This is a genomic window from Blastochloris tepida (assembly GCF_003966715.1).
GTDB classification, from domain to species: Bacteria; Pseudomonadota; Alphaproteobacteria; order Rhizobiales; family Xanthobacteraceae; genus Blastochloris; species Blastochloris tepida.
The window spans coordinates 1,223,832-1,247,429 of record NZ_AP018907.1; the positions used below are offsets into that span (position 1 = coordinate 1,223,832).

At 64.9% G+C, this 23,598-nt stretch carries 27 protein-coding genes; 7 read left to right on the forward strand and 20 right to left on the reverse strand.

Annotated features, from left to right (window positions below):
• Positions 1 to 236 precede the first annotated feature (236 nt).
• On the reverse strand, positions 237 to 446 hold the full coding sequence (locus BLTE_RS05705) for a hypothetical protein (RefSeq protein ID WP_126398359.1): 210 nt from the start codon (positions 444 to 446) through the stop codon (positions 237 to 239).
• Positions 447 to 552: 106 nt separating this feature from the next.
• The gene (locus BLTE_RS05710; RefSeq protein ID WP_126396489.1) at positions 553 to 1,509 is read right to left on the reverse strand and encodes an IS481 family transposase; all 957 of its coding nucleotides are present in this window, start codon (positions 1,507 to 1,509) and stop codon (positions 553 to 555) included.
• Positions 1,510 to 1,744: 235 nt separating this feature from the next.
• Between BLTE_RS05710 and BLTE_RS05715 the strand changes: the two genes are divergently transcribed.
• Positions 1,745 to 2,113 (forward strand): type II toxin-antitoxin system PemK/MazF family toxin, encoded by a 369-nt coding sequence (locus tag BLTE_RS05715; RefSeq protein WP_244600192.1) that lies wholly within the window; start codon positions 1,745 to 1,747, stop codon positions 2,111 to 2,113.
• A 189-nt stretch (positions 2,114 to 2,302) separates the two neighbouring features.
• Here BLTE_RS05715 and BLTE_RS05720 read toward each other — a convergent pair whose 3' ends face one another.
• From BLTE_RS05720 to BLTE_RS05750, 7 genes are all read right to left on the reverse strand, one after another.
• Positions 2,303 to 2,698: a gene transfer agent family protein gene (locus BLTE_RS05720; protein WP_126398363.1), complete on the reverse strand. Its 396-nt coding sequence runs from the start codon at positions 2,696 to 2,698 to the stop codon at positions 2,303 to 2,305.
• Complete coding sequence (locus BLTE_RS05725) at positions 2,679 to 2,894, reverse strand: hypothetical protein (protein ID WP_126398365.1); 216 nt, start codon at positions 2,892 to 2,894, stop codon at positions 2,679 to 2,681. The genes BLTE_RS05720 and BLTE_RS05725 overlap by 20 nt, the downstream gene beginning before the upstream one ends.
• A gap of 48 nt (positions 2,895 to 2,942) precedes the next feature.
• Positions 2,943 to 3,227 (reverse strand): hypothetical protein, encoded by a 285-nt coding sequence (locus tag BLTE_RS05730; RefSeq protein WP_126398367.1) that lies wholly within the window; start codon positions 3,225 to 3,227, stop codon positions 2,943 to 2,945.
• The gene (locus tag BLTE_RS05735) at positions 3,218 to 3,637 is read right to left on the reverse strand and encodes a hypothetical protein (protein WP_126398369.1); all 420 of its coding nucleotides are present in this window, start codon (positions 3,635 to 3,637) and stop codon (positions 3,218 to 3,220) included. The genes BLTE_RS05730 and BLTE_RS05735 overlap by 10 nt, the downstream gene beginning before the upstream one ends.
• Positions 3,634 to 4,251 (reverse strand): hypothetical protein, encoded by a 618-nt coding sequence (locus BLTE_RS05740; protein WP_126398371.1) that lies wholly within the window; start codon positions 4,249 to 4,251, stop codon positions 3,634 to 3,636. The genes BLTE_RS05735 and BLTE_RS05740 overlap by 4 nt, the downstream gene beginning before the upstream one ends.
• Positions 4,252 to 4,632: 381 nt before the next feature.
• Entirely contained in the window at positions 4,633 to 5,238 is a 606-nt protein-coding gene (locus tag BLTE_RS05745; protein WP_126398373.1) for a recombinase family protein, read from the reverse strand.
• A 763-nt stretch (positions 5,239 to 6,001) separates the two neighbouring features.
• The gene (locus tag BLTE_RS05750) at positions 6,002 to 7,717 is read right to left on the reverse strand and encodes a hypothetical protein (RefSeq protein WP_126398375.1); all 1,716 of its coding nucleotides are present in this window, start codon (positions 7,715 to 7,717) and stop codon (positions 6,002 to 6,004) included.
• 1,061 nt (positions 7,718 to 8,778) lie between these two features.
• Between BLTE_RS05750 and BLTE_RS05755 the strand changes: the two genes are divergently transcribed.
• From BLTE_RS05755 to BLTE_RS05765, 3 genes are all read left to right on the forward strand, one after another.
• Positions 8,779 to 9,027, forward strand: coding sequence for a DUF4258 domain-containing protein (locus tag BLTE_RS05755; protein ID WP_244600134.1), 249 nt, complete (start codon positions 8,779 to 8,781; stop codon positions 9,025 to 9,027).
• Positions 9,024 to 9,215: a DUF2283 domain-containing protein gene (locus BLTE_RS05760; RefSeq protein ID WP_126398377.1), complete on the forward strand. Its 192-nt coding sequence runs from the start codon at positions 9,024 to 9,026 to the stop codon at positions 9,213 to 9,215. The genes BLTE_RS05755 and BLTE_RS05760 overlap by 4 nt, the downstream gene beginning before the upstream one ends.
• Positions 9,216 to 9,674: 459 nt before the next feature.
• The gene (locus BLTE_RS05765) at positions 9,675 to 10,445 is read left to right on the forward strand and encodes an arginyltransferase (RefSeq protein WP_126398379.1); all 771 of its coding nucleotides are present in this window, start codon (positions 9,675 to 9,677) and stop codon (positions 10,443 to 10,445) included.
• Positions 10,446 to 10,577: 132 nt separating this feature from the next.
• Here the strand turns inward: BLTE_RS05765 and BLTE_RS05770 are convergent, their stop codons facing one another.
• Together BLTE_RS05770 and BLTE_RS18810 are read right to left on the reverse strand one after the other, a co-directional pair.
• Positions 10,578 to 11,249 carry a DMT family transporter gene (locus tag BLTE_RS05770; RefSeq protein WP_483189277.1) on the reverse strand — a complete coding sequence of 224 codons (672 nt, stop codon included), beginning with the start codon at positions 11,247 to 11,249 and terminating at the stop codon, positions 10,578 to 10,580.
• Positions 11,234 to 11,398: a hypothetical protein gene (locus BLTE_RS18810; RefSeq protein ID WP_244600259.1), complete on the reverse strand. Its 165-nt coding sequence runs from the start codon at positions 11,396 to 11,398 to the stop codon at positions 11,234 to 11,236. The genes BLTE_RS05770 and BLTE_RS18810 overlap by 16 nt, the downstream gene beginning before the upstream one ends.
• A 189-nt stretch (positions 11,399 to 11,587) precedes the next feature.
• On the opposite strand from BLTE_RS18810, the gene BLTE_RS05775 reads away from it, so the two are divergent.
• On the forward strand, positions 11,588 to 12,574 hold the full coding sequence (locus tag BLTE_RS05775) for a LysR family transcriptional regulator (RefSeq protein WP_126398381.1): 987 nt from the start codon (positions 11,588 to 11,590) through the stop codon (positions 12,572 to 12,574).
• On the opposite strand, the gene BLTE_RS05780 is transcribed toward BLTE_RS05775, so the two are convergent.
• The 3 genes from BLTE_RS05780 to BLTE_RS18015 all read right to left on the reverse strand — a co-directional run bounded on the left by BLTE_RS05780 (position 12,546) and on the right by BLTE_RS18015 (position 17,287).
• Complete coding sequence (locus BLTE_RS05780) at positions 12,546 to 15,662, reverse strand: efflux RND transporter permease subunit (RefSeq protein WP_126398383.1); 3,117 nt, start codon at positions 15,660 to 15,662, stop codon at positions 12,546 to 12,548. The two genes, BLTE_RS05775 and BLTE_RS05780, sit on opposite strands and share 29 nt — an antisense overlap.
• Positions 15,663 to 15,665: 3 nt before the next feature.
• Entirely contained in the window at positions 15,666 to 16,856 is a 1,191-nt protein-coding gene (locus BLTE_RS05785; RefSeq protein ID WP_126398385.1) for an efflux RND transporter periplasmic adaptor subunit, read from the reverse strand.
• Between the two features lie 281 nt (positions 16,857 to 17,137).
• Positions 17,138 to 17,287: a hypothetical protein gene (locus tag BLTE_RS18015; protein ID WP_160140534.1), complete on the reverse strand. Its 150-nt coding sequence runs from the start codon at positions 17,285 to 17,287 to the stop codon at positions 17,138 to 17,140.
• Between BLTE_RS18015 and BLTE_RS18225 the strand changes: the two genes are divergently transcribed.
• Entirely contained in the window at positions 17,286 to 17,534 is a 249-nt protein-coding gene (locus BLTE_RS18225; RefSeq protein WP_162499887.1) for a hypothetical protein, read from the forward strand. The two genes, BLTE_RS18015 and BLTE_RS18225, sit on opposite strands and share 2 nt — an antisense overlap.
• A gap of 120 nt (positions 17,535 to 17,654) precedes the next feature.
• Here BLTE_RS18225 and parC read toward each other — a convergent pair whose 3' ends face one another.
• Positions 17,655 to 19,916: a DNA topoisomerase IV subunit A gene (parC, locus tag BLTE_RS05790; RefSeq protein ID WP_126398387.1), complete on the reverse strand. Its 2,262-nt coding sequence runs from the start codon at positions 19,914 to 19,916 to the stop codon at positions 17,655 to 17,657.
• Positions 19,917 to 20,111: 195 nt separating this feature from the next.
• On the opposite strand from parC, the gene BLTE_RS05795 reads away from it, so the two are divergent.
• A complete protein-coding gene (locus BLTE_RS05795; RefSeq protein ID WP_126398390.1) occupies positions 20,112 to 21,452 on the forward strand; it encodes an anti-phage deoxyguanosine triphosphatase in 1,341 nt (446 codons plus the stop codon).
• A gap of 294 nt (positions 21,453 to 21,746) precedes the next feature.
• Here the strand turns inward: BLTE_RS05795 and BLTE_RS05800 are convergent, their stop codons facing one another.
• The 5 genes from BLTE_RS05800 to BLTE_RS05815 all read right to left on the reverse strand — a co-directional run bounded on the left by BLTE_RS05800 (position 21,747) and on the right by BLTE_RS05815 (position 23,591).
• Positions 21,747 to 22,238, reverse strand: a complete 492-nt coding sequence (locus tag BLTE_RS05800) for a YpsA SLOG family protein (protein ID WP_126398392.1) — start codon at positions 22,236 to 22,238, stop codon at positions 21,747 to 21,749.
• A gap of 129 nt (positions 22,239 to 22,367) precedes the next feature.
• The gene (locus tag BLTE_RS05805; RefSeq protein WP_126398394.1) at positions 22,368 to 22,625 is read right to left on the reverse strand and encodes a hypothetical protein; all 258 of its coding nucleotides are present in this window, start codon (positions 22,623 to 22,625) and stop codon (positions 22,368 to 22,370) included.
• Between the two features lie 224 nt (positions 22,626 to 22,849).
• The gene (locus BLTE_RS18250; RefSeq protein WP_165439193.1) at positions 22,850 to 23,026 is read right to left on the reverse strand and encodes a hypothetical protein; all 177 of its coding nucleotides are present in this window, start codon (positions 23,024 to 23,026) and stop codon (positions 22,850 to 22,852) included.
• 32 nt (positions 23,027 to 23,058) lie between these two features.
• Positions 23,059 to 23,271, reverse strand: coding sequence for a hypothetical protein (locus BLTE_RS05810; protein WP_126402080.1), 213 nt, complete (start codon positions 23,269 to 23,271; stop codon positions 23,059 to 23,061).
• Positions 23,268 to 23,591: a DUF4258 domain-containing protein gene (locus BLTE_RS05815; RefSeq protein WP_126398396.1), complete on the reverse strand. Its 324-nt coding sequence runs from the start codon at positions 23,589 to 23,591 to the stop codon at positions 23,268 to 23,270. The genes BLTE_RS05810 and BLTE_RS05815 overlap by 4 nt, the downstream gene beginning before the upstream one ends.
• Positions 23,592 to 23,598: the final 7 nt, after the last annotated feature.

Here is a 23,598-nt window from a genome sequence, read left to right on the forward strand (position 1 = left end):
GGCTCTTGTATAGCCGTGGCACTCCCGGCATAGTGGTGCCGGTCACGCCCACGGCAATGGGCGCGTTGGGATTCGGCGCTGAACGGCCGGCAAGCCGAAGGCGCCTATCGCGGATGCGGTGCCAGCCCCGGCAAGGGCCCACCGCGGGAGTTTCCAGGCTCCGCGATTACAGTCGCTGATTTGTCCCGAAACGGTCAAGAACGGGCGCCCCCTCCAAGGGGGGCTCTCCCGTTGCGTCATTTTGCGTCCAGCACTGGTGGCACCAGGGAGCCGAACTCGGGCTCGAACTTGGCGCGCCACGCGGCCTCGGACATCACGCCGGCGGTATATGCGACGTCGGCGGCGTCGACCTCGACCCAGGGGCCGCCCGGTTCCAGCATGGCGAACGCGAGCTCCCAATCTTCGGCCAGCACCGCCGGCCGCCAATCCCAGTTTACGAATGTCATGGGGGAGTCCTCCGCTCGAAATATAGCCTATGGCGCAGGAGAAAGCTTCACCCGCGTCGTCGAGCAGGCACACGCCAGCCGGCCTGAAGGCGCCGAGAACGCCCATCTAGCTGTGGAGCCTCAACAGGTTGTCCTCGGTCAGACCGAGGCGGCTGATGGGTGTCTTGGCTTGCAAGCTACCATGGGGCCTGTGCCAATTGTAGCGATGCAGCCAGATCGGCAGCTCTGCGGCGCGCTGATCGGAGTGCAGATAAGCTTTGGCGTAGGCCCATTCGCGCAAGCTCGTTTGGACGAAGCGCTCGGCCTTGCCGTTGGTCTTGGGCGTATACGGCTTGGTGCGCAGGTGCTTGATCTCGAGTAGGCGCAGCGCCCTGGCATAGCGGAAGGAGCGGAAGCTGGCGCCGTTGTCGGTCATCACGCGCTGAACCTTGACGCCATGGGCCCTGAAGAAGCGCAGTGCATTGAACAGAAAGCGCAGACAGGACGGGCGCTTTTCGTCGGGCAGGATTTCCGAGTAGGCGACCCGCGAATGATCGTCGATGGCGAGATGCAGGCACTCCCAGCCGACCCCGCGGCTGTTGCTTTGCCCGCTGCGATCGCCGGTGATGCGGTGGCCCACCGTGTTGAACCGGCCGAGCTTTTTGATGTCGATGTGAATGATCTCGCCGGGATGCTGGCGTTCGTAGCGCCGGACCGGTTCGGCCGGCTCCAGGGCGCTGAGCTTGTTCAAGCCGCGCCGCCGCAGGATACGGCTGACGGTGGCCGGCGAGAGGCCGAGCTCGGCCGCGATCTGCTTGCCGGTGCAGCGCTGGCGGCGCAACGCCTCGACCGCAGCGCACGTGGCGGGCGCTGTTTGGCCTGGCGATGAAAGCGGCCTGGAGGAGCGGTCGCGCAAACCATCGACACCCTCGGCGCGGAAGCGCCCGACCCATTTGGCGACCGTCTTCGGCGTGGTGTTGTAGCGACGCGCGGCCTCGGCATTGGTCAGTCCGCCATCCACCACGGCGCCCACCATCACCTCTCGACCTTTCGGGGTCAGGCGAGCATTCTTGTGAGTGTCCATTCGGTCCTCCGCGAATCACTGACGTCTGGCGACATCAGCGTTCCCGGCCAGGGCCGAATGGACAACCTCCTGAAAGCCCACACCTAGCAAACCGGTTTTCCGGCAATAACGCCAAGCTCGCGGGCCTCGCCGCTGCACATGCCGATATGATCGGCACGTGCCTATTCGATTCGCTCCGTCTCCCGGAACCATGCTGCTGTGCGACTACGCCATCGGCGGGTTTCGGCCGCCCGAGATGGTGAAGCGCCGGCCGGCCGTGGTGATCTCCCCGAGGCTTCGGCATCGGGACGGCCTTTGCACTGTGGTCCCGCTCTCAACGACACCGCCGGCCCAGGACGTGCCCTATGTCGTTCACGTTCGCTTGGCCGCGCCGCTGCCGGCGCCGTTCGACGCGCTGGAGATGTGGGCCAAGTGCGACATGGTGGCCACGGTCGGGTTCTGCCGCCTCGACCTGTTTCGGACAGGGAGGGATGCCGCCGGCCGCCGCAAGTACCTCCAGCCCAAGCTTGGGAGGGCCGATTTCGAGCGCATCCAGCGCGGCGTTCTCACCGGGCTCGGGCTTCTTCACTTGACATTCAACCAAACGGCATCACATTCCGGTTGATCGCTCGCGGCGAAAGCCGTTGAGCCTCAAGACCCCGTAAGGGGCCGCCCCCGCCATGGCCATTCCAAGCCCGGCGGGGGCGTTTGTTTTTCGGGGCATATCCCGCGCGGGTGGCCGGGCATCTCAGCGACCGGGCAATCGGAGCAAAGCGACCGAAGCATCCGTGCGCGGCGACGCCGGCATGACGGGTCAGTCCTGGTCGGATGGAGCCGGCGCGTTCTGAACAGCGCTGGCGTCCTCTTTCAGAGTCGGGAAGGCCGTGAGGAGAAGCGCGGTGGCGAGAGCGGCCATGCCTCGTGCACCATCACGATGTGTGAGCTGAAGAACCTCGGCGTCGGCGATCGTCTCGCCGGCACCACGCAGGCCTGCGCCGAGAATCGAGGCGATTTCACGCGCAGTGAATTGGCCACGTTTGAAGTGCACCTCGAGCGCATCAAGACCGTGAGCGCCGAAAGCGGCCTCGAGTTCGGCGATCGCCCCCAATGTAAGCGTCAGACGGCGGTCATGCCCTGAAAGGGTCGCCTCGATGGCTTGCACGCGGAGGCGGGTGATGGCGGGGCAACCATCAAGTTTCGTCGCAACCATTGGCGTCCAATGTGTCCGGCTCGCTCGCCAGCGTGGCCGCCGTAAAAGGGGCTGTTGGCTCTTTCGGCTCAGCCTGCTTTGCGTCAGCCTGGTTCGTCTCCCGCAGGTATTGCTCCGCGGCTTCTGCGAGAGCACCCGGTCGTGGGCTGATCAGTCCGGGGAGATGCCCGGGCAGTCCATAGGCAATATTGGTCATAGAATTCTCCTCTTGGCGGAGTTGTCACCTACAACTCACGCACAGTCTTCAGCCGAGCGTCGTCTGGACGCCCCGTTCGCCGGTTGCCGCCATCAGCAAGCGTCGGCCGCGCGACCGCAAGGAGCGCGCCATGGTCCTATCGGCCTCGGCGTCGGCCAACTGCTCCTCCTGCCTCTGCCGCTCAGTGGCGATCAACTGCTGCTCACGCTGTTTGCGCTGATCGGCAAGTTGGGTGGCTTGACCTGCGGCTGCCTTCTTGGCCGCAGATGCGCTGGCGCTGGCGGAATAGGCCATGCCGCCGGCGGTGATCAGCGCCGGAATAGCTACTTCCATGATCGCTCCCAAATTTCGAAGTTGCCGGAAATGCCGGTCGGGCGGAGACCAGCCAGTGATGCGAGACGCGATCCAGGACAATGGCCGAGCCGAACTCGTGCGACGACGCGAAAACTTCCAACGGCCGACAATTGGCGGACACTCAAGCGAGCAGCGCGCAGGACAGCACGCACCAGCAACACGGCCGCTTGTGGCTCCAAGGGCCGACAGGCAAATACCAATTCGGCCGATCCGGCGTCGACCGGATAAAGCAGTGCTGCCGCCACCAGTTTTCCATCCTTGGTCCAGCCGATACTGTCCGATCGGGCGACCTGCAGGATCACCGCGTCAACCCACGGAGCTTTCCTTGGCGTGACTACGGACCACAGATCAATGAGATCTGGAACTGGAACTGGCGAAAGCGCGATCACGACAAGCCGCCATACCGCTTCGCGCCGCCGGCCACTGACGCCAACACAGCTGCTGCACTTTGCGCAAGGGCGCCCTGGCGGGTGGAGCCGGCCATCATCCGGTAGTTTGCTGCCCGCTCGGCGAGGCGGGACTTGCGCAGATCCTCGGTGTACTGGTCGGCGCTCAGGGCCCGCTCGGCGTCGCGCTGCGCCTCCTTCTGGGCAATACGCGGCGTGCCGAACGACAGGTCGACGCCGCTCGCCGCCGCTGCCACGTCGCGGGCGCCGATCGCTTCCGCCAGCGCCTGCTTGATCGAGGTTCGGCGCTCCAACCCCTTCACCTCCTCAATCCGGGCGTCGAGCTCGGCGTCGCCGGCCATCGCTTCATAGGAGGTCGCTTTCACGTCGGCCGCCTGGTTGTTGGCGAGGATCGACAGCGCGGTGGCGCCGCCGGACAGTACCGATCCCCACATCGACGCCGAGCCGAACGCCGATAGCAGCGATCCGCCGGTGGTCGCGCCGGCGGCCGCCACGCCGGTTACCGCTGCTTGTGCTGGAGGAAGGATGGCCATCGGTGCCGTGGCGGCTCCGGCGGTGGTGGCGAGCGACGACAGGGCAGCAGCGGCGAATTCCATAGGTTTCCTCACCTGGAACAAGGCGGCTCGTCTCGATCGCAGATCATCAATGCCGCCGCAGAGATTTCTGCCTTGCAGGCATTGTACCGGCTACCGGGCGCGCTTAAGCGCAAGCCGTGTTGGAAAGTGCACAGCCCTGCCTTTTGGCGACGTTCGATGGATGTAAGCCCGAACCCCGAACCCCGGGCCGACCGCGAGATATTTTTGGAGCGAGGCAGTCAAGCAAGCACCGGAAGGCCGGTGTGTGTGCGAACCGGGTTCCCTGGGGGGGAGGTGGCAGGCGATTTTTCGGGGGTCGCTCGCGCGCCTGGTCGTGCGCGAAGGCCGGGGGGTGGGTCAGCCGCTGATCGCCGCCGCAGCGGCCGAGGCTCGATACCCGCTTCACCCGGCGGCGCCTGCACTGGTCATGGCGTCCCTCACTCGCTGCACCGTGCCGACCCCAACACCCAGGTCAGCCGCCACCTTGCGGATGCCGCGTCCACCTTTCCGCAGCGCCGCCGCGATCTGCCGCTCGACCTCGGGATCGATGCGCGGCCGCCCGAGCGCCTTGCCCTCGGCGCGTGCGCGGGCGAGGCCGGTATTGACGCGCTCGCGGATCATCGCGCGTTCGAACTCGGCGAAGACGCCCATCATCTGGAACATCGCCCGGCCCGTCGGTGTGGTGGTGTCGAGCCCCTGCTGATGCAGGTAGAGCCCGACGCCCTTGGCGTGCAGCTCGCCGAGGAAGCCGAGGAGGTCGGCCAGAGACCGGCCAAGCCGTGAGACGTCCCAGGCGGCGATCATGTCGACCTCGCGCCGGCCAACTGCCCGCATCAGCTCCCGCATAGCGGGCCGTTCGTCGCGGCCCCTGGCGCCGCTCACGCCCTCGTCCACGAACTCGGCGGCGATCTGCCACCCATGTCGGTCGCCAGCGGCAACCAGGTCGAGCCGCTGGTTCTCGACCGTCTGCCCATTGGTGCTGACGCGAAGATAGACCGCGACCCGCATCCACCCCTCCGTTGCTGCCGAGATGGTTGTGCAGCCGTGTACAAAAAACAAGTGGTTTCTGTACACGATGAAGCGCCGCAGAAACCCATGCGCTATCAATGGCCCAACGTGCACTGAACGATGGGGGATTTCTGTACAGCCAACGCCACCCCCGAACCCCGGTCGGACGGCAATGGTCCGCGCGGGACCGAGAGGCAGGAAGGGGCGGGCGGTGATCTGGCGAGGTCGCGGTTGCGCTGCCAGGCGCCGCTGATCTGGCCGCCGCTGGCACCCAACGGCCGCGGCGAGGCACGCTCCGGCGGAGAACCGCATGTGTGTGGCTCTCAACGGGGCCAGAAGGCCATATTTAATTGCCGATCCGGATATTTGCCCGGCGAAATTGCGGCGCCAGGTAAAGCGGCAACGGTATATTTTACCGCGTCTTTACCGGGTTTTCTCTATAATTATCAATCTCTTAGATAGATCGGTAAACGAGTAAACGGGTAAAGCACCATCTCCACACACGCGTGCGCGCACATATGTGTGAAGCCGCTTTCGGCTTTACCGACTTTACCAAGCTCTAAGTTATTGAAATCTCTAGATACAGCGGTAAAATTTGGCTTTACCGGCCCTTACCGAGGTTTACCGCGCGGGCTGCCTTCTTCTTTGCTTGATGATACTTCGTCGAGCCGCGCGGTCAATCCAGTTCATCATGGGTCGGGGCCGGGGGGGTGGCCTCCCCGGCGCTGAAGCGCCACTATGCGGCCGCAACGAGCGGCCGTGTTCACCCTTCTGCGGTGGCGTCGTAGGCGGCGAGGTCGACGAGGACGCACTGCGTCGCCACCCGATTGATCTTCACCAGACGCTTCACGCCTGCGTCGCGGCGGATGATGTGCTTGGGCCCTTGCTGGAGCGCGGCGACCCATCCGCCATGCGACCACTTCGTTCCGGCGAACAGCGGAGCCAAGGCCGCGCTCTTTTGGACTGGCACCGCGAGCAGGTACCAAGGCGCCGGGTGGGATCGCGCCGGTCGCTCGGGGCGCGGCTCCGGCAGCAGCTGCCAGATCGCCTCGTAGTCGACACCTGACAGGTCGCGAATGCCCAGCCCCGCCGCAGCAAGCCGCTCGCGGGCATATTTAAGCTCAAGATCGCCCCGCTCGAGATCTTCGATCACCCGTCCGACGCTCGGCTTCTCGCCGCTGCGCCAGCTATCGATCGGCACCTGCAGCAGGTGCTCCAAGCACGCTCGCCAGTTCTCGACCTGCGCAGCACGCTCGGTAATCGTTATGGAAGCGATTGTCTCGCCGAGGCGCTGCAGATCGGTGACCGGCAATCCGGCCTCCTCGATGAGTTCGGGGCCCAGCAGCAGTTGCGCCACTGCGAACAGGGTGCCGTAGGTGTTCTGGACACGGCCCGACAGTCCGGCGCACTTGATCGCGTTTTCCCAGTCGGCGAGCACGCCCGGAAACTGCGGCCAGGCGTCCATCAGTTGTCGCAACAGCATACGGCCGTCGCCTTCCTGAACGATCGGCCGCTTGCCGGTCTTGGAAGCGTCCAAGGCACCGAGGTTCAGGATGGAGAACCTGGAGCGGTCGGCCGGCGTCATCGGCGGCAGGTTGATCCCCGAGGCGAAGAATGCGGAGCGTGCTTGGAACTCGACGCCTTGGTGATCAGCGCCGCCGCGCAGTACCCGGCCACCGGAATAGGAGGCACGCATCAGGTCGATGATGGCGCCGACCCGGCGGTTATCGCCGTGTTCGCTGGCCTCGAACTCGTCGATCGCCACCGGCAGCGTGTCGAAGTCCATCCGCTGCCGGATGCCGGCCTCGGTTGCGTTCGCGCAGTCAAGGAGAGCATCACCGACGACGGCCTTGATGAAGGCATTCAGCTCGGTCTTACCAACGCCAAAGTCACCCATCGCGGCGATGTGCGGACGCTGGCGTAGCGCGCCCCCGATCAGCATTGTGCCGATCCCGCCTATGGCGATCACGGCATCCACCGGGCCACGCTCGAACGACCAGGTGTTCAGCATGTGGAACATGTCTCGGGCTGGGCTGTCCTCGATCGACACCGGCTCTTGCCAGGGTGCCATCACGGTCGGCCGCCGCGGATAGAACCAGCGGCCTTGTTCCCCCGGAGGGGCATGTTCCAGTTTGCCGCGCTTGACACGCCAAATCGCGTCTCCGGAGTGCCACAGGAGATGGCCCGCGTCGTCGTTCCACGCCCCGCGGCCCCGGACCTTATCGGCCGGGTCAAACGGACCCTTCTGCCCAGCCGCCTTCTCGAGGCACTGGATCGCCTTAACCGCGTCGAAGCCTTTGATACGGGGCGGTCGTGGTGTGCCATCCTTGCCAACACGCGGCTCGCCCCACCTCGGCCACGCCCACTCAAGATAGTTCGGTGTCAGGCGGAAAAGACGGATTAATCCCTTCTGCTCCAGTGCGTTGAAGCCAAGAACTTGACCCAGCGTGTCCACAAAGAACGAGGTTTGGCCGTTCACCCCGAGTGGCGCCACCAGACATCCCGGCGGGAGTTGATCCACCGGCGCACCAGCCCACTGTCCTGGAAGGACACCTTCGCGGGCTTCAGTCGGAGAAGGATCGGGAAGGCGTGCGTCGCGGACAGTGTCGGCAACCGCGTCTTTGAATCGCGCGCGAATACCTTTCGGGCCTCTCCTGCTTCGCTCGCCTATCATTGCGGACCCCCGTCGCGACGCGGCCGCATGACGCAGCGACCCTTGCACGGAGGAATTCGTCGGCATTTTTTCCGGATGTTACATTTTTGGAATTTTTCCGCTGTATTGCCAATTTTATTATGAGCTTTTGCTGAATTTCTCTTTCTATTCGTTTTTGTATTACGTTTATTTATATAATCTGGCCTATATTCGGTAGGCTGAGATGTATAATCTGTTTCAGATTTTATTCGTGCGATATGTCCAGCAAATTCTTTTAGAGCGGCCTGCCGCATCAGTGGCGAAGGCCTACTCCGTCTCTCGTCGAGCGTGACGACGTTGCTTCCGTCGCTCTGTTCGGCCTGGGAGCTTTGTTTTGAGGATTGGACGCGCGAGCGTCCGCCGGCCGCGGGCGGCCGCCGATGATCGTCTGCCATTGCTCGCTCCGATCAGTTGGCCGGGCGAGCGCCGGGGATCTGCGAGCGCGCCATCCCTTGCGAGCAGCGGGAAGTTGGAATATAAATGCTGCTTGACCCAAGCCTTGTGGTCAGCTTCGAATTTGCCCCGCGCGCCGTGCCACCGGCCGCGGGGTTTTCGTTTTTCGGCGAGATCATCACCGCGAAACCCCCTTCAGAGTTTGGCGGTGAAACGAAGTAGTGAACGGAGCTGCTTCAGAAATCTATACCAACAAGATCAATAGCTTGTTGGTGCCTTCTAAGCTGTGGGTCGCAGGTTCGAGCCCTGCCGGGGTCGCCAATTCTTCCAGGATGATGACCTTTCCCGCATAAGTGGATTCTACTGCTGCGAAGGAGAAAATGGCTCACTTGGAGCCGTGAGAATAGTCCAGTGATCTCGGTGGGATCGGCGGCGGCACTGAGAAAAGGTCTGGCGTGATCCATATTGTCTACACCCGCCACGCCGAAGACGTGATGCGCGAACGTGGACTTAAATTCGAGTGGGTCAAGCGCACCCTGGCCTCTCCGGATCAGGACGAACCCGATCCCGACGAACCGACACTGCGCCGCGCCTTCAAGGCCATTCCGGAGCGCGACGGGCGGGTGCTGCGGGTGGTATACGGGCGGACCGACGACACGCTGAGGGTGGTGACCGCTTTTTTCGACCGGGACCGACGCCGATGAAGACGCTCTACGACAAGGACACCGATGCGCTCTATGTGCGCTTCGCCGAGGCGAAGGTGGTGGAGTCGGAGGAAGTCGCGCCGGGTGTGGTGCTGGATTTCGACGAGAACGGCCGCATCGTCGCCCTGGAGGTGCTTTCCGCTTCCCGGCATCTCGCCGCGGGTGCCCTGCCGCTTGCGGCGGAGTAGGGGTGCCGCGACGCTGACGACCCCGCGCCGCCGACCATCCGCGACGTTTGGGCGGACGCGCTGTCCCGGCGAGACCACGCGCCTTGTCCCCCCACGAACCGTTTGACCTTGCCGGGCGCCTGTTGACCTGGCCGGGCGCTCGGGCATGCTATCGGGCTACGCTGGGCAGCGGCATCCTGCGGCGTTGCCGCAGACGGCGGCCGGGTGCACGGTTGGGCGTTTCAGGTTCCTGATTCCAAGTTCCTGGTTCTTGTTCCAAGTTCCTGGTTTTGGCGATTTCTCTCTTGATACCGACGGCCCCAGACGCTGACGCGTGGGGCCGTCGCCTCTCGCGGATTTTCTTTCGGGAAATCAGAGATTTCGCGAAAATCCGCGATCGGAACCAACGGTCCGCTTTCGCGGCCGTTGGTATAAGATCGGTGATCATTTCTGCGGAAGACGCTCCAAATCGGTAACGCCGTGACTCAGCAGCCCCGCGACACCCCGCAGTTCTATCTCACGGCGCCCACCGCCTGCCCGTATCTGCCCGGCAAGGAGGAGCGCAAGGTCTTCACCCACCTCGTCGGCGAGCGCGCGGCCGCGCTCAACGACATGCTGACGCATGGCGGGTTCCGCCGCTCGCAATCCATCGCCTACCGGCCGGCCTGCGAGCATTGCCGGGCCTGCGTGTCGGTGCGGGTGGTGGTGGAGGGGTTCGTGCCCTCGGCGAGCCAGCGGCGCATCAGCCGGCGCAACGAGGACGTGATCGGCGACGTGCGGGCGTCGGTGCCGACGGCCGAGCAGTATTCGCTGTTCCGCACCTATCTCGACGCCCGCCACGCCAATGGCGGCATGGCCGACATGAGCGTGCTCGACTACGCCATGATGATCGAGGACAGCCACGTTCGCACGCGGCTGATCGAATATCGCCGACGCGGCCCGGACACCGCCATCCACGGCCGCGGCACCGGCCGCCTGCTCGGCGTGTGCCTCACTGACGTGCTCTCGGACGGCCTGTCGATGGTCTATTCCTTCTACGACCCGACCGAGACCAGCCGTTCGCTCGGCAGCTTCATCATCCTCGACCACATCGCCAAGGCGCGCGCGCTGGGTCTGCCCTACGTCTATCTCGGCTATTGGGTCGAGGGCTCGCGCAAGATGGACTACAAGCGCCGCTTCCTGCCGCAGCAGCGGCTCGGCCCCGAGGGCTGGGAGCCGGCGGAAGGGGCGGTGAAGGACGCCGAGGTATGACACCAACGGTGGCGGCAGCCGACCGTTGATTCCGATTGCAGATTTTCGCGAAATCTCTGGTTTCCCAAAGAAAATCCGCGAGAGTCGACGGCCCCACGCGTCAGCGTCTGGGGCCGTTGGCATGACAAGATCTCATTTCGCCGGTGCCCCGGCCGGGCGGACCGAAGGGGTCCGGCTCGGCCTGAGAGTCAGGGCGAGGCCGAGTGCAATGATCGCCGCTCCGGCGAAATCGGTCGGCCGCAACGCCGTGCCCAGCACCAAGTGTGACAGCACCACGCCGGAGACCGGGTTGAGCAGATGGCAGGCCGAGGCCTTGGCGGCGCCGCGGCTCCGGATCAGCAGCAGCCACAGCGCCATGCCGCCGATCGTTGCCACCGCCGCCAGATAAAGCAGGGCCAGCACGGTTGGCATCGCCGGGACCGGCCATGGGCCGCCCCACGCCAGCGCCACCGGCGCCAGCACCACGGCGCCGGTGACCGACTGCCAGAAGTTGACCGGCAGGATGGCCAGCCCGTGAGCCCGCCCGCGAAACAGCACCGTGCCGGCGGCGAAGGCTAGGGTTCCGCAGGCGGCCAGCGCCAAGCCAAGCGGATCGGGCGGCGCGCTGCCCGGCGAGGCCACGCCGCACATCACCACCACGCCGGTGAAGCCGAGCATAATCCCCGCCAGCCTGGCGATCTCGATCCGCTCCAGCCCGGCGAGGGCGGCGAACAGCGTGGTCAGGAACGGCGTGCAACTCACTATCACCACAACAATTTCCGGTCGCAGGGTCCGCAGCGCCGAGAAGGTCAGCCCGAGATACACCGCGTTGTTGAGAAGGCCGAGCAGGACGCCCCAGCGGACCGTTTGACGGTCAAGCAGCGCGGCGCCCTGCCACCGAACAGCGGCAGCATCAACGCGGCGCTGAGGCAGAACCGGCCGGCCAGCACCGTGAAGGGATCGAGTTCGACCATCGCCACCTTTCCGGCGACGAAGGCGGAACTCCAGATCAGGCTGAACAGGACGGCGACGGCGTAGAACTGCGGCTAGGTCATGCGATGCACCTTTGCGGCATCGTCCCAAGGCGCCGGCTGTCTGGAAAATGAATTATTGCTGCTTCATAATAAGGTAGATTGATAATGCAATGACAAGGGGAGCCCGGCATGGCCCTGCGCACTGTGGCCTCACGCAACACCGGCAAGCTGGACGCCCCTCTGGCGGCGCAGCGGGACGTCCGGCCGGTGACGCTGGAACAGCTTCGCGCCTTCGTCGGGGTCGCCGAGGACGGCGGGTTCCAGCGCGCCAGCTTGACCCTGCACCGCAGCCAGTCCGCCATCACCCAGAGCATCCGCAAGCTGGAGGACATCCTCGATTGCCGGCTGCTGGAGCGGCGTCAGGGCCATGTCGGCGGCCTCACCGCCGCGGGGGAGCGTTTCCTGCCGGCGGCGCAAGACGTCCTGGCGCGGCTGTCGGAGGCGGTGGCGGCTGTGCAGCGGCCGGAATTGGCCGGCCGCATCGCGCTCGGAGTGCCGGATGATTTCCGCGTCGCCGATATCCACGGCGCGATCTCGCGCTGCCTCAGCGTCAATCGCGGCCTGAGGGTTGAGATCACCTCGACATTGTCGTCGAAGATCGCCCGGCTGCTCGACAGCGGCCGGCTCGACCTAGGCATCCTGAGGACCACGGCGCCGCAAGCCGCCGCCGCCCGCCTTCCGGGCGAGCGGGTTCTGCGGATCGAGACACTGCACTGGGTGAGCCGGTCGCAGATTGCCGCGGACGCCCTGGCCGAGGTGCCGCTGGTGGTGTTTCCGGAGGGCTGCGCCTATCGTACCGCGGCGCTCGATGCATTGGGCCGCGCTGGGCGCACGGCCTATTTCGCCTATGTCAGCGCCTGTGACGAGAATGTTCTGGGCGCGATTTCGGCCGGTCTCGGCGTCGGCATTCTGCCGCGCAGCGCCATTGCCCCGGACCATGTGGTGCTCGGTGCCGCCGACGGCTTTCCCGATTTGCCGCCGGTCCGGCTCAGCCTGATCGTGCGGTCGAAGGGCGCGCTGTTCGAGCACTTCGCCGACGTGCTTGAGGCCGCCGCCGACGTGTTCGACCCGGCGGACGGCACCGCTCTCACTCCGCGGCAATACGGCGCGGAGTAGCCTCGGCCGGGTGCAGCGGCTCGCGCTTGCGGCGCTGGAACAGCCGGTCGAACGCCAGGAACACCACCGGCGTGATGTAGAGCGTGAGAAGCTGCGACAGGCACAGGCCGCCGACCACGGCGATGCCGAGCGGCTGGCGCAGCTCGGCGCCGGCGCCGACGCCGAGCGCGATCGGCAGCGTGCCGAACACGGCGGCGAACGTCGTCATCATGATCGGCCGGAAGCGCAGCGCCGCCGCCTCGACGATCGCGGCCTCGGCCGTGGCGCCGGCCTGCTGGCGGGCATTGGCGAAGTCCACCATCATGATGGCGTTCTTCTTGACGATGCCGATCAGCATCACGAGGCCGATCATCGCGATGACGGAAAGATCCATGCCGGCGAACGAGAGCGCGATCAGCGCGCCGATGCCGGCGGTCGGCAGGCCCGACAGGATGGTCAGCGGGTGGATGAAGCTCTCGTAGAGGATGCCGAGCACGATGTAGATGACGATGACCGCGGCGAACAGCAGCAGGCCCTGATTGGCCAGCGCGTCCTGGAACAGCTGCGCCGTGCCCTGGAAGCTGGTCGAGATCGTCGCCGGCATGCCGATCTCGCGCGTCGCCTGCTCGATGCGCGACACCGCCTCGCCGAGCGAGACGCCGGGTGCGAGGTTGAACGAGATGGTCACCGCCGGCAGCTGCGCCAGATGCTGCACGGTGAGCGTGGTCGGCTGCTGCTCCAGCCGCGCCACCGTGTCGAGCGGGATCACCGCGCCGGTGGCGGTGCGCACGGTGAGGCGGCGCAGCAGCTCGGCCGGGTCGGTGGTGAATTTGGGATCGGCCTCCAGGATCACCTGATAGGTGTCGTCGGGGGCGTAGATGGTCGACACCTGCCGCGAGCCGTAGGCCGAATAGAACAGGCTGCGGATCTGTTCGACATTGAGGCCGAGGCGGGCGGCGAGGTCGCGATCGATGTCGATATAGCCGGCGCGCGCGGTGATCTGCAGGTCGGAATTGATGTCGAGCAGGCCGGGGATCCGCCGCATGCGGCTTTCGATCTGCGGCGCGTAGGTGCGCAGCGCGGCGAGGTCGGTCGATTGCAGCGTGTACTGGTACTGGCTGCGCGAGGACACCGCGCCGACCGAGATCGACTGCACCGGCTGGAAGAAGGCATTGATGCCCGGCACCTCGGCCGCCGCGCGCCGCAGGCGGCTGATCACCTGCTGCATGTCGGCGGTGCGTTCGGGCCGGTCGCGCAGGCCGATGAACAGGCGCCCCGCATTCTGGGTGTTGGCGCCGGGGCCGGAGCCGACGGTGGACATCACCGAGACAACGTCGGGATCCTTGGCGATGATCTCGGCCACCACCTTCTGGCGCGCCACCATGGCCTCGAACGAGGCATCGTCCGGCCCCACCGTCGAGCCGAAGATCAGGCCGTTGTCCTCGCTGGGGAAGAAGCCCTTGGGGATGTCGCGGTAGAGCTGGAAGGTGAGCGCGAAGGTGGCGAGCGTGATCGCCAGCATCACCCGCTGATGGGCGAGCACCTTCTGCAGCGACCACGCATAGGCGGCGGCCATGGCATCGAAGCCGCGCTCGAAGCCCCGCAGCAGGACATTGGGCTTGGGCTCCTCGATCTGCGGCCTGAGCAGGCGCGAGCACAGCATCGGCGTCAGCGTCAGCGACACGATGCCGGAGATGATGATCGACATCGAGATGACGAGGCCGAACTCGTTGAACATGCGCCCGACCACCCCGCCCATGAACAGCACGGGGATGAACACCGCCACCAGCGACACCGTCATCGAGATGATGGTGAAGCCGACCTCGCGCGAGCCCTTCAGCGCCGCCTCGTAGGGCTTCTCGCCCTTCTCGACGTGGCGCATGATGTTTTCGAGCATGACGATGGCGTCGTCGACCACGAAGCCCACCGACAATGTCAGCGCCAGCAGCGAGATGTTGTTGATCGAATGGCCGAGCAGGTACATGCCGGCGAAGGTGCCGATCAGCGAGATCGGCAGCGCGATGGCCGGGATCAGCGTCGCCCGGGCGCTGCGCAGGAAGAAGTAGATGACGATGATCACCAGCACGATGGCGATGCCGAGGGTGATCTCGACATCCTCGATGGCATGGCGGATCGGCTTGGAGCGATCCATCATCACGTCGATATTGACGCCGGCCGGCAGCCCGGCGCGGATGCTCGGCAGCAGGGCCTGGATGCGGTCCACCACCTCGACGGTGTTGGCGTCGGGCTGGCGCTGCACGGCCAGCACGATGCCGCGCTGGCCGTTGAACCAGCTCGCGATCTTGTCGTTCTCGATCGAGTCGACGGCGACCCCGATGTCCTCCACCCGCACCGGCGCGCCGTTCTGCCAGGCCACCACCACCGGCATGTAGTCGGCAGCGCGCATCAGCGGTCCGGTGGCGTCCAGGATGATGTTGCGGCTGCCCTGATTGACCGAGCCGACCGGCGTCGAGGAATTGGCGTTGGCCAGCGCCGTCTGGATCTCGGCGAGGCTCAGGCCGCGGGCGGCAAGCTGGTCGAGATCGGCGCGCACCCGGACGGCATATTTCTGGCTGCCGAAGATCATCACCTGGGCGACGCCGGGGAGGGTGGAGAGCCTGGGGACGATGGCCGACTGGGCGAAGGCGTCGATGTCCGACAGCCGCGCCTGATCGGACGACAGCGCCAGGAACAGAACCGGCTGATCGGCCGGGTTCACTTTTCGGAAGCTCGGCGGCGTCGTCATGTCGGCGGGCAGCCGCCGCTGGGCGGTCGAGATCGCCGACTGCACGTCGAGCGCCGCGCCGTCGATGTTCCGGGAGAGATCGAACTGCAGGACGATCGAGGTCTGGCCCAGCGTCGAGGTCGAGGCCATCGAGGTGACGCCGGCGATCGTCGAGAACTGGCGCTCCAGGATCGAGGCGACCGAGGCCGCCATGGTCTCGGGGCTGGCGCCCGGAAGCTGCGCCGACACCTGGATGGTGGGGAAGTCGACGCGCGGCACCGCCGCCACCGGAAGCTGACGGTAGGCGAACAGGCCGGCCACCACGAAGGAGACCATCAGCAGGATAGTCATCACCGGGCGGCGGATGCAGAGCGCGGACAGCATCGGTCAGCTTCCGTTGGCCAGCGCCGGGGCAGGGCGGCGGGCGCGGGCGGGATCGCGCGACACGGCAGCGCCGTTCACCAGCCGAAGCTGGCCGTCGGTCACCACGTCCTCGCCGATTTCGAGGCCGGAGGCGACCACGGTGAAATTGCTCTGCGTGCGTGTCACTGCGATGCGGCGCAGCTGCGCGGTGTCGTCCTTGATCACGAACACGAACGGCCCGTTCTGGCCGATCTGCACCGCGGCCGAGGGCACCACGGTGGCACCGGGCTCCTCGCCCAGGATGACCGTCACCGTGACGAAGGCGCCCGGCCACAGCCGCTCCTCGGCATTGGGCATCGACGCCTTCACCCCCACCGTGCCGGTGGCGAGATCGACGGCGTTCTCGACGAAGGCGACGGTGCCGCGCACCGGCCCCGCGGGCGTCTTGGCCTCCACCGCCACCGGACCTTCGGCCATCGCCCGGCGCAGCGGCGCCAGCGCCGACTGCGGAATCGAGAAGGCGACATAGATCGGGTCGAACTGGTTGATGGTGGCGATGACGCCGGAATCGGCGGCACGAATCACGGTGCCGGCCTTGGCGGTGATCGACCCGATGCGGCCGGCCAGGGGGGCGCGGATGCGGGTGAAGCTGAGCGAGGTGACGAGGCTGTCGCGCTGGGCGCGGCCGGCGGCGAGCTGGGCCTCGTTGACGCGGACCAGGGTGGCGGCGACATCGCGCTGCACCTGGGTGGCGATCTTGCGGCGCAGCAGATCCTCGGCACGGTCGAGGTCGCGCTTGGCCTGCTCAAGCTGGGCCGTGTCCTTTTCGATCTGGGCCTCGACCTGGGAAAGCTGGGCCTGCAGCGCGCGGTCGTCGAGCGTGAACAGCAGGTCGCCGGCCTTCACCACCGCGCCCTCGGCGACATGAACCTCGGTGATCTCGCTGTCGATGCGCGGGCGGATGGCGATGGAGGCGACCGGCTGCACGGTGCCGACGGCGTCCAGCGTCACCGGCATGGTGCGCCGCTCCACCTTCTCGGTGACCACCGGCACGGCGGCGCGGGCGGGGGCGCGCGGGGCGGCACTCTGGCTGGGGATGAGGGCGGACAGGCCCGGCACCTGCGCCGCGATCGGCCTGAGAGTGGGCCAGAACCACCAGCCGAGCCCGGCGAGCACAATGAGGGTGGCGATCGAGAAGGAGCGCGTGCGCGGCATGTCCGTTCCGGTTCCGTTGGGGCGCCGACGCCGTGCCGACCGGCGACAAATAAAATTGGCGGGTGCCCGGCATGTTGTGTCCCGACATGGCACGTGGGGACACAACAGGCCGTGTGCAACAACCGCCGGCACAATGTGTAACCCGGTTGTTCGGCCCAGCCACGTTAATTATCGGCAAAGGTGGCGAGGGTGCGGACTGTCCGCGCCGCCGCCTGTTCAAACAATTGCGAGCGGCCGGCAGTCGAAACCGGGTGCAGGTGCGAAGAGAGGCGGGGAACCGGTCAGCGGAACCGGGACGCGCCCGGATCGCGGCCGCGGAACAGCACGCGCAGGATCAGCACGCGCCCCGGCTCGACCAGGAACGCGATGGTGGCGGCATCGAGCCGAGGCAGTTGTCGTGATGCCGAAGGCCGCAAGACGTGACTCGTCATGCCCGCGCTTGTCGCGGGCATCCACGTCTTGAAAACCTATTTGAAAACAAAGACGTGGATGGCCGGGACAAGCCCGGCCATGACGGCGGCGGGCTTGTGCCAGACGCCGCAGGCGCAAGTCACGCCGAAAGAGATCGCGTTTCGGCTCGATCTCTCTCGGCCCAGGCGATTCAAATCCGTGAACGCCGTAGCTCTTGCGGGAGAGGGTGGCGAGCGATCGTCAGATCGCGAGGCGGGTGAGGGGTGATATCGAGCCAGCTTGTGAAGATACCCCTCACCCGGCTCAACCTCGTCATACTCGGTCTCGCCACCCTCTCCCGCAAGGGGAGAGGGAAGAGGAAGGCCGGCCTGTGGGCCGGAAACCGCATCACTCGAACTTGTTCGACTTCGGGAAGCCCTTCGGGGGCAGGCGGCCGGAATCGGAGCGGGTGCCGATCCATTCGCGCAGGTCGCGCTTGTCGACCGTGAAATTGCGCTCGGCCGAATCGGTCCAGGACAGGCCGTCCTCGAGCGCGAAGCATTTGGCATCGGCGAGGCCACCATCGCGGAAACGCTGCAGCCGCACGCCCTTGCCGCGCGGCATCTCCGGTACCTGGTTGAGCGGGAATACCAGGAGGCGCCGGTTGTCGCCGATGGTGGCGACGTGGTCGCCCTCGACCGGCTTCACCAGCCGCGCCTCGTCCGGCGCATCGACGACCAGCACCTGCTTGCCCTTGCGGGTGGTGGCGAGGCAGTCGTCCTCGGCCACCACGAAGCCCTTGGCCTCGCGGCTCGCCACCAAGAGCTTGCGCCCGCCCTCATGGATGAAGGCATCGACCACGTCGTCGGCCTGCTCCATGTCGAGGAACAGGCGGATCGGCTCGCCATGGCCGCGCCCGCCGGGCAGCTTGGCGGCATCCAGCGTGTAGAACCGGCCATTGGTGGCGAACACCATGATCTTCGACGTGGTCTCGGCGTAGAAGGCGAGCTTCAGCCGGTCGTCGGTCTTGAAGGTGAGGCCCGAGACGTCCTCCTGGTGACCTTTCAGCGCGCGGATCCAGCCCTTCTCCGACAGGATGACGGTGATCGGCTCGCGCTCGACCAGCGCCTCCTGCACCGCCTCCTCGTCATGCTCGGGCGCGGTGCCGAACACGGTGCGGCGCCGGCCGAGCTTCGATTTGGGATCGTAGCTCTCGCGCACCTTGGCGATCTCGCCCGAGATCGCGCGCCACTGCAGCGTCTCGGAGTTCAAGAGGCGCTCGAGGCTCGCCTTCTCCTGGGTCAGCGCGTCGTGCTCGCGCTTGATCTCGATCTCCTCCAGCTTGCGCAGACTGCGCAGCCGCATGTCGAGAATGGCGGTGGCCTGCACGTCGGTGAGCTTGAAGACTCTGATCAGCTCGGCCTTGGGATCATCGTGATTGCGGATGATCCGGATCACCTTGTCGATGTTGAGATAGGCGACAAGATAGCCGCCCAGCACTTCCAGCCGGTGCGCGATCTCAGCAAGGCGGTGCTGCGAGCGGCGGGTGAGCACGACGCGGCGATGGTCGAGCCATTCGCGCAGCAGGTCGGCGAGGCCCACCACCTTCGGCACCTGGCCGCCGACCAGCACGTTCATGTTGAGCGGGAAGCGGCTTTCAAGCTCGGTGAGCTTGAACAGGCTTTCCATCAGCAGCGACGGCTCGACATTGCGGCTCTTGGGCTCGAGAACGATGCGGATGTCCTCGGTCGACTCGTCGCGCACGTCGGCCAGCAGCGGCAGCTTCTTGGCTTCCAGCAGCTCGGCGATCTTCTCGATCAGGCGCGATTTGGCCACCTGATAGGGAATCTCGGTGACGATGACGGTCCAGGCGCCGCGCGCGCCCTCCTCGGTTTCCCATCTGGCGCGGACGCGGAAGCCGCCACGGCCGGTCTCATAGGCCTCGCGGATCGCGGCCTTGTCATAGACGATGATGCCGCCGGTGGGGAAATCCGGACCCTTGACGATCTTGAGCAGGTCGAGCGTCGTCGCCTGCGGGTTGTCGATCAGATGCGCCGCGGCATCGAGCAGCTCGGCCATGTTGTGCGGTGGGATCGAGGTCGCCATGCCGACTGCGATGCCGGCCGAGCCGTTGGCGAGGAGATGCGGCACAGCGGCCGGCAGCACCACCGGCTCGGATTCCGAGCCGTCATAGGTGGGGCGGAAATCGACGGTGTCGTCGTCGAGCCCGTCGAGCAAGAGGCGCGCGGTCTCGGTTAGGCGCGCCTCGGTGTAACGCATGGCGGCGGCGCTATCGCCGTCGACATTGCCGAAATTGCCTTGTCCGTCGACCAGCGGGTAGCGCTGGGCGAAATCCTGGGCGAGGCGCACCAGCGCGTCATAGACCGACTGGTCGCCGTGCGGGTGGAACTTGCCGATGACGTCGCCGACCACGCGGGCGCTCTTCTTGAACGCCGCGCCCGGGTCGAGCCGCAGCGCCCGCATGGCATAGAGCACGCGGCGGTGGACCGGCTTCAGGCCGTCGCGCGCGTCGGGCAGCGCGCGGTGCATGATGGTGGAGAGCGCATAGGCGAGGTAGCGCTCCTCGAGCGCGCTCTTGAGGTCGATCGGCTCGATATTGCCGCCCGCCCCCTCGCCATCCCCCGACGGCGGCAGAATCCGTTTTCCCATGGCTCAACGGGTACAGGAGGGGAACGGAGGCGGCAAGGGCGGGGGGGGGGGAAGTGTGAGGACAACTATCAACTTAAGATTTTTTACTACTTGTGGAAACCCCTTTTTATTGCGCCAAATTCGGGCAACTCCTTCGGAGTCGGATATCGAGACCAAAAATTTTGCACCATGAAACACGCAAGTCCCGACCAATCAATGTCCTGGTTCGCTAGAAAAGAGAATTGGACGCCTCAGAGTGATGATGCGCGCACTGCTGGGGATGTAGATTACGCAAGGGTGATACACTCAGCATCATTTCGTCGCCTTCAAGGAAAGACACAGATTCTGAACCTTGGAGATAGTGATTTCTACAGGACTCGCCTTACACATTCCTTAGAAGTGGCGCAAATATCTGGTGGAATCGCTGCTCATTTCAAAAAAAATTTCGCGGAACATCCGGCATCAAAATTCTTTCCCGACCGCAGTATGATTCACGCAATTGGATGCATTCATGATCTCGGTCACCCACCGTTCGGTCATGGTGGAGAAGTCGCGTTAAATTACTGCATGCGGGAGAACGGCGGCTTTGAAGGGAATGGCCAAACTTTGCGAATTTTAACACGGTTTGAGAATTTTTCAGCTAGTTCTGGTGCTAATTTAACAAGGAGGGCGCTCCTTGGGGTATTAAAATACCCCGCACCTTATTCTATAGTTTATAATAATACTATAAATCCATGCCTGAAATCAGGAACAACTGCTATCAAAATTATCGATAGAAATAAATCAAAGCCACCAAAATGCTATCTAGATTGTGAAGAAGATGTCGTAGATTGGTTACTTGAGCCTCTAAAAAATGAGGATCGCTACCGGTTTAAGGCAGTAAAAAATATTCCCGATAAACACCACAAAACAATACACAAATCATTTGATTGCAGCATAATGGATATTGCAGACGATATAGCATATGGAGTGCATGATCTAGAAGACGCAATAGCGCTCTGTCTTATAAGCGAGAAAAGATTTCGTGAGCTTGTGCCAGAAGAGGCGTGTGAGTCTTTCTTAACATCTCTAAAGGCGCGATATCAATCGGAAACCAAGAACAATGTATATGACATCTTTGTCTCAAAATTGTTCGGTGACAGCAAGGAACGGAAGCACTATATAAACAGGCTGGTACACCATTTCATTAACGCAGTCACCATTGAAGAAAAAACCGAATTTGAAGAGTCCCTGCTGCGCTTCCATGCGTCAATGCAACCTGGGCCGCGTAAGTTTCTAGAGCATCTGAAACAACTCGTTATTGAAGATGTTATTACGAGCGCAAGCGTTCAGCATCTTGAGTTAAAAGGCCAGATGATGGTTGTATCGGTCTTTGAAGCCATCCAATCAGATCCCGAGCGCCTATTGCCCCGAGATACATTGAAATCTTTTCATTTATCGAGCGACGGCCTAAGGGTTATCTGCGATTATGTTGCGGGAATGACAGATGGTTATTTACTAAAAACATATGATCGACTGTTTAGTCCCCGAATGGGGTCGGTGTTTGATAAACTATAAAATGTAGCAAGCGTAGGGCGGAATAGCGAAGCGTATCCCGCCGCCCCGAAGTCAGCCTCCGCCGCCCCTGCGCAATACGCTGACGCTCTTGCGCCCTACGAAGACGGCCATATCGGCGCGCAGGAACAACCGTCCCGCCGTCGTTCCCGGCGAGCGTGGCGAAGCCACGCGAGGGAAGGGAACCTATTCTGACCACAGGCGGGACGGCACCACGCAGGGCAAAATGGGTCCCCTTCCCGAGCATCGCTTCGCGATGCTCGCCGGGGACGACCGCGGCGGCGCACACCGTCCCCCTCACGCCAGGATGAGGAACAGCCGGGCGAGCAGGTCGCGGGTGGTGCGGTAGATGCCCGGGTGCTCGCTCTCGCGCGGGCCGGCGATGTTCAGGCGGACGTGGCCGCGCATGGTCTTGCACACCGCCGCCATGGCCTTGACCGAGGTGTCGCTGTCCACCGCGAAGCCGAACAGCGGCTTCTTGAGGGCGCGCGCGAAGCTCGCCGTCAGCTCGGTGCCCGGCGAGGCGCACGCTGCCCCCGGCACCAGCAGGAAGGTGAGGTCGCTGTCGCGCACGTTCCACTCGGTGCGCTGGTCGGGGTCGTCGCCCGGCGTCTCCTTGAGGCGCGGGTAGAGCGCGAGCAGGCCCGGCGGCGCCGGCAGATCCTCGGCCCAGCCGCCGCGCGGGCACCAGCCCTCATAGGTGAGGCCGCATGCCAGCGCGGCATCGAGCGCGGCGCGGTCGACCCCGGTCTGGCCACCGGAGCGGACGATCGGACGAAGATGGGACATCGAACCACTGCAAAAGATCCGGTCGATCACCGCGTGACCGTGGCCGGGCCTTGGCGAAAATCTTCGGCCGAAACCGCGATCCTCGGCAAGCGGAATGCGATATTCCGGCCCGCCCGGCCGCAATTCACCTTACCGCCCGCGGCGGCCATAGAGCGTGTAATGCCACCACGAGGCGCCGACGAGCGCCAGCCCGGTCGCCACATGGGTCGACTTGACCGCCGACTTGTTCCAGCCGTGGTGGCGCATCAGCATGAGGCCGGTGAGGGTGGCCACCCCCAGGGTGGCGATCATCGCCACCTTGGCCGCCTCGCGCTCGCGCTTGCGCGACTTCGCCGCCACCGCGGCGGCGGACGGCTTGACGGAAACAGGCGCAGGCGCTTGCGGCATCGCTCGATCCCTGTTCGCAGGTCCGCACGCCATGCCGGCCAACGGCCGGACACCGATGTCGATGCACCGGGGTTGACGTCGCGATATCGAAGTTCTGACGGATGCTGGCGGGCGCGCCGCAGGGCGGCTGGCTGGCTTGCGCGGACTCGCGGAAGGGCTTCAGCGAGGCCGCAAGTATTCACCCGCCTGCCGCAAAGTCAATGAAGCGGGCGCGGCGGCTGCGCTCAGAACTCGGGGAGCGCTTTGTCGGCGAGGGCATCGAGCCTGCCGGTCGCAGCGTCCTGGGCAGTCCGGGCTTCGAAGCGCGCGGCCTCGAACGCCTCGAACCAAGCGCGCAGCCGCGTCGGTTGCTCGGGCCGCAGCCTCTCGATGGCGCGCTCAATGTCTTCGAGAGTCGTCATGGGACCAACCCATCACGGCTGCCGGGTCGCAATCACCCCGCCACGCGCTTGAGCTCGAACACCCGGCCATACGAAGCGGCGGCGGCGATGTCGCCACGCTTGAGGGCAAGGCGGACGGTATCGAGCTTGCGCGCGTCCTCAACCGAGAGATAAGGCGCCCAGCCACCCTCGTCCTCGATCAATTCAACCGGAACCTCGGCGCCGAAGCCGCCCTCATGGATGATCTTGACGCTATGTCGGCTCATCGTCTGCGCCATGTGAAATCGTCCAGCCACTTGGCTGGGGCCGGTCGATACGCGGTTGCCAGCACCGCCGGCCGCAAGGTCGGTTGCGGGAGACCCCAAACCACGTGCACGGGCAGGTGGTTCGAATCCATCTGCCGAACGAGAACCGTGGGGCCTCGCGCTGCCTCAGGATAGTCCTCGACAACCACCGCGGTCTCAAGCCCAGCCAGGACGTCGGCAACCAGAATGTCATCGGCTGCGAGTTCGTCATAGCCATGGGCTGATATGAGCACGTCGCCGGCGGCGGCAAGTTGGCGGATGCGGGTAAGTGTATTGGTCATCGCCCGC

Coding starts and splice junctions, on each gene's coding strand:
- BLTE_RS05705 (WP_126398359.1), bottom strand. CDS start 446: ATGACATTCGTAAACTGGGATTGGCGGCCGGCGGTGCTGGCCGAAGAT.
- BLTE_RS05710 (WP_126396489.1), bottom strand. CDS start 1,509: ATGGACACTCACAAGAATGCTCGCCTGACCCCGAAAGGTCGAGAGGTG.
- BLTE_RS05715 (WP_244600192.1), top strand. CDS start 1,745: ATGGTGAAGCGCCGGCCGGCCGTGGTGATCTCCCCGAGGCTTCGGCAT.
- BLTE_RS05720 (WP_126398363.1), bottom strand. CDS start 2,698: ATGGTTGCGACGAAACTTGATGGTTGCCCCGCCATCACCCGCCTCCGC.
- BLTE_RS05725 (WP_126398365.1), bottom strand. CDS start 2,894: ATGACCAATATTGCCTATGGACTGCCCGGGCATCTCCCCGGACTGATC.
- BLTE_RS05730 (WP_126398367.1), bottom strand. CDS start 3,227: ATGGAAGTAGCTATTCCGGCGCTGATCACCGCCGGCGGCATGGCCTAT.
- BLTE_RS05740 (WP_126398371.1), bottom strand. CDS start 4,251: ATGGAATTCGCCGCTGCTGCCCTGTCGTCGCTCGCCACCACCGCCGGA.
- BLTE_RS05745 (WP_126398373.1), bottom strand. CDS start 5,238: ATGCGGGTCGCGGTCTATCTTCGCGTCAGCACCAATGGGCAGACGGTC.
- BLTE_RS05760 (WP_126398377.1), top strand. CDS start 9,024: ATGAAGACGCTCTACGACAAGGACACCGATGCGCTCTATGTGCGCTTC.
- BLTE_RS18810 (WP_244600259.1), bottom strand. CDS start 11,398: ATGGTCGAACTCGATCCCTTCACGGTGCTGGCCGGCCGGTTCTGCCTC.
- BLTE_RS05775 (WP_126398381.1), top strand. CDS start 11,588: ATGGCCCTGCGCACTGTGGCCTCACGCAACACCGGCAAGCTGGACGCC.
- BLTE_RS05780 (WP_126398383.1), bottom strand. CDS start 15,662: ATGCTGTCCGCGCTCTGCATCCGCCGCCCGGTGATGACTATCCTGCTG.
- BLTE_RS05785 (WP_126398385.1), bottom strand. CDS start 16,856: ATGCCGCGCACGCGCTCCTTCTCGATCGCCACCCTCATTGTGCTCGCC.
- BLTE_RS18225 (WP_162499887.1), top strand. CDS start 17,286: ATGCCCGCGCTTGTCGCGGGCATCCACGTCTTGAAAACCTATTTGAAA.
- BLTE_RS18015 (WP_160140534.1), bottom strand. CDS start 17,287: ATGACGAGTCACGTCTTGCGGCCTTCGGCATCACGACAACTGCCTCGG.
- parC (WP_126398387.1), bottom strand. CDS start 19,916: ATGGGAAAACGGATTCTGCCGCCGTCGGGGGATGGCGAGGGGGCGGGC.
- BLTE_RS05795 (WP_126398390.1), top strand. CDS start 20,112: ATGTCCTGGTTCGCTAGAAAAGAGAATTGGACGCCTCAGAGTGATGAT.
- BLTE_RS05800 (WP_126398392.1), bottom strand. CDS start 22,238: ATGTCCCATCTTCGTCCGATCGTCCGCTCCGGTGGCCAGACCGGGGTC.
- BLTE_RS05805 (WP_126398394.1), bottom strand. CDS start 22,625: ATGCCGCAAGCGCCTGCGCCTGTTTCCGTCAAGCCGTCCGCCGCCGCG.
- BLTE_RS18250 (WP_165439193.1), bottom strand. CDS start 23,026: ATGACGACTCTCGAAGACATTGAGCGCGCCATCGAGAGGCTGCGGCCC.
- BLTE_RS05810 (WP_126402080.1), bottom strand. CDS start 23,271: ATGAGCCGACATAGCGTCAAGATCATCCATGAGGGCGGCTTCGGCGCC.
- BLTE_RS05815 (WP_126398396.1), bottom strand. CDS start 23,591: ATGACCAATACACTTACCCGCATCCGCCAACTTGCCGCCGCCGGCGAC.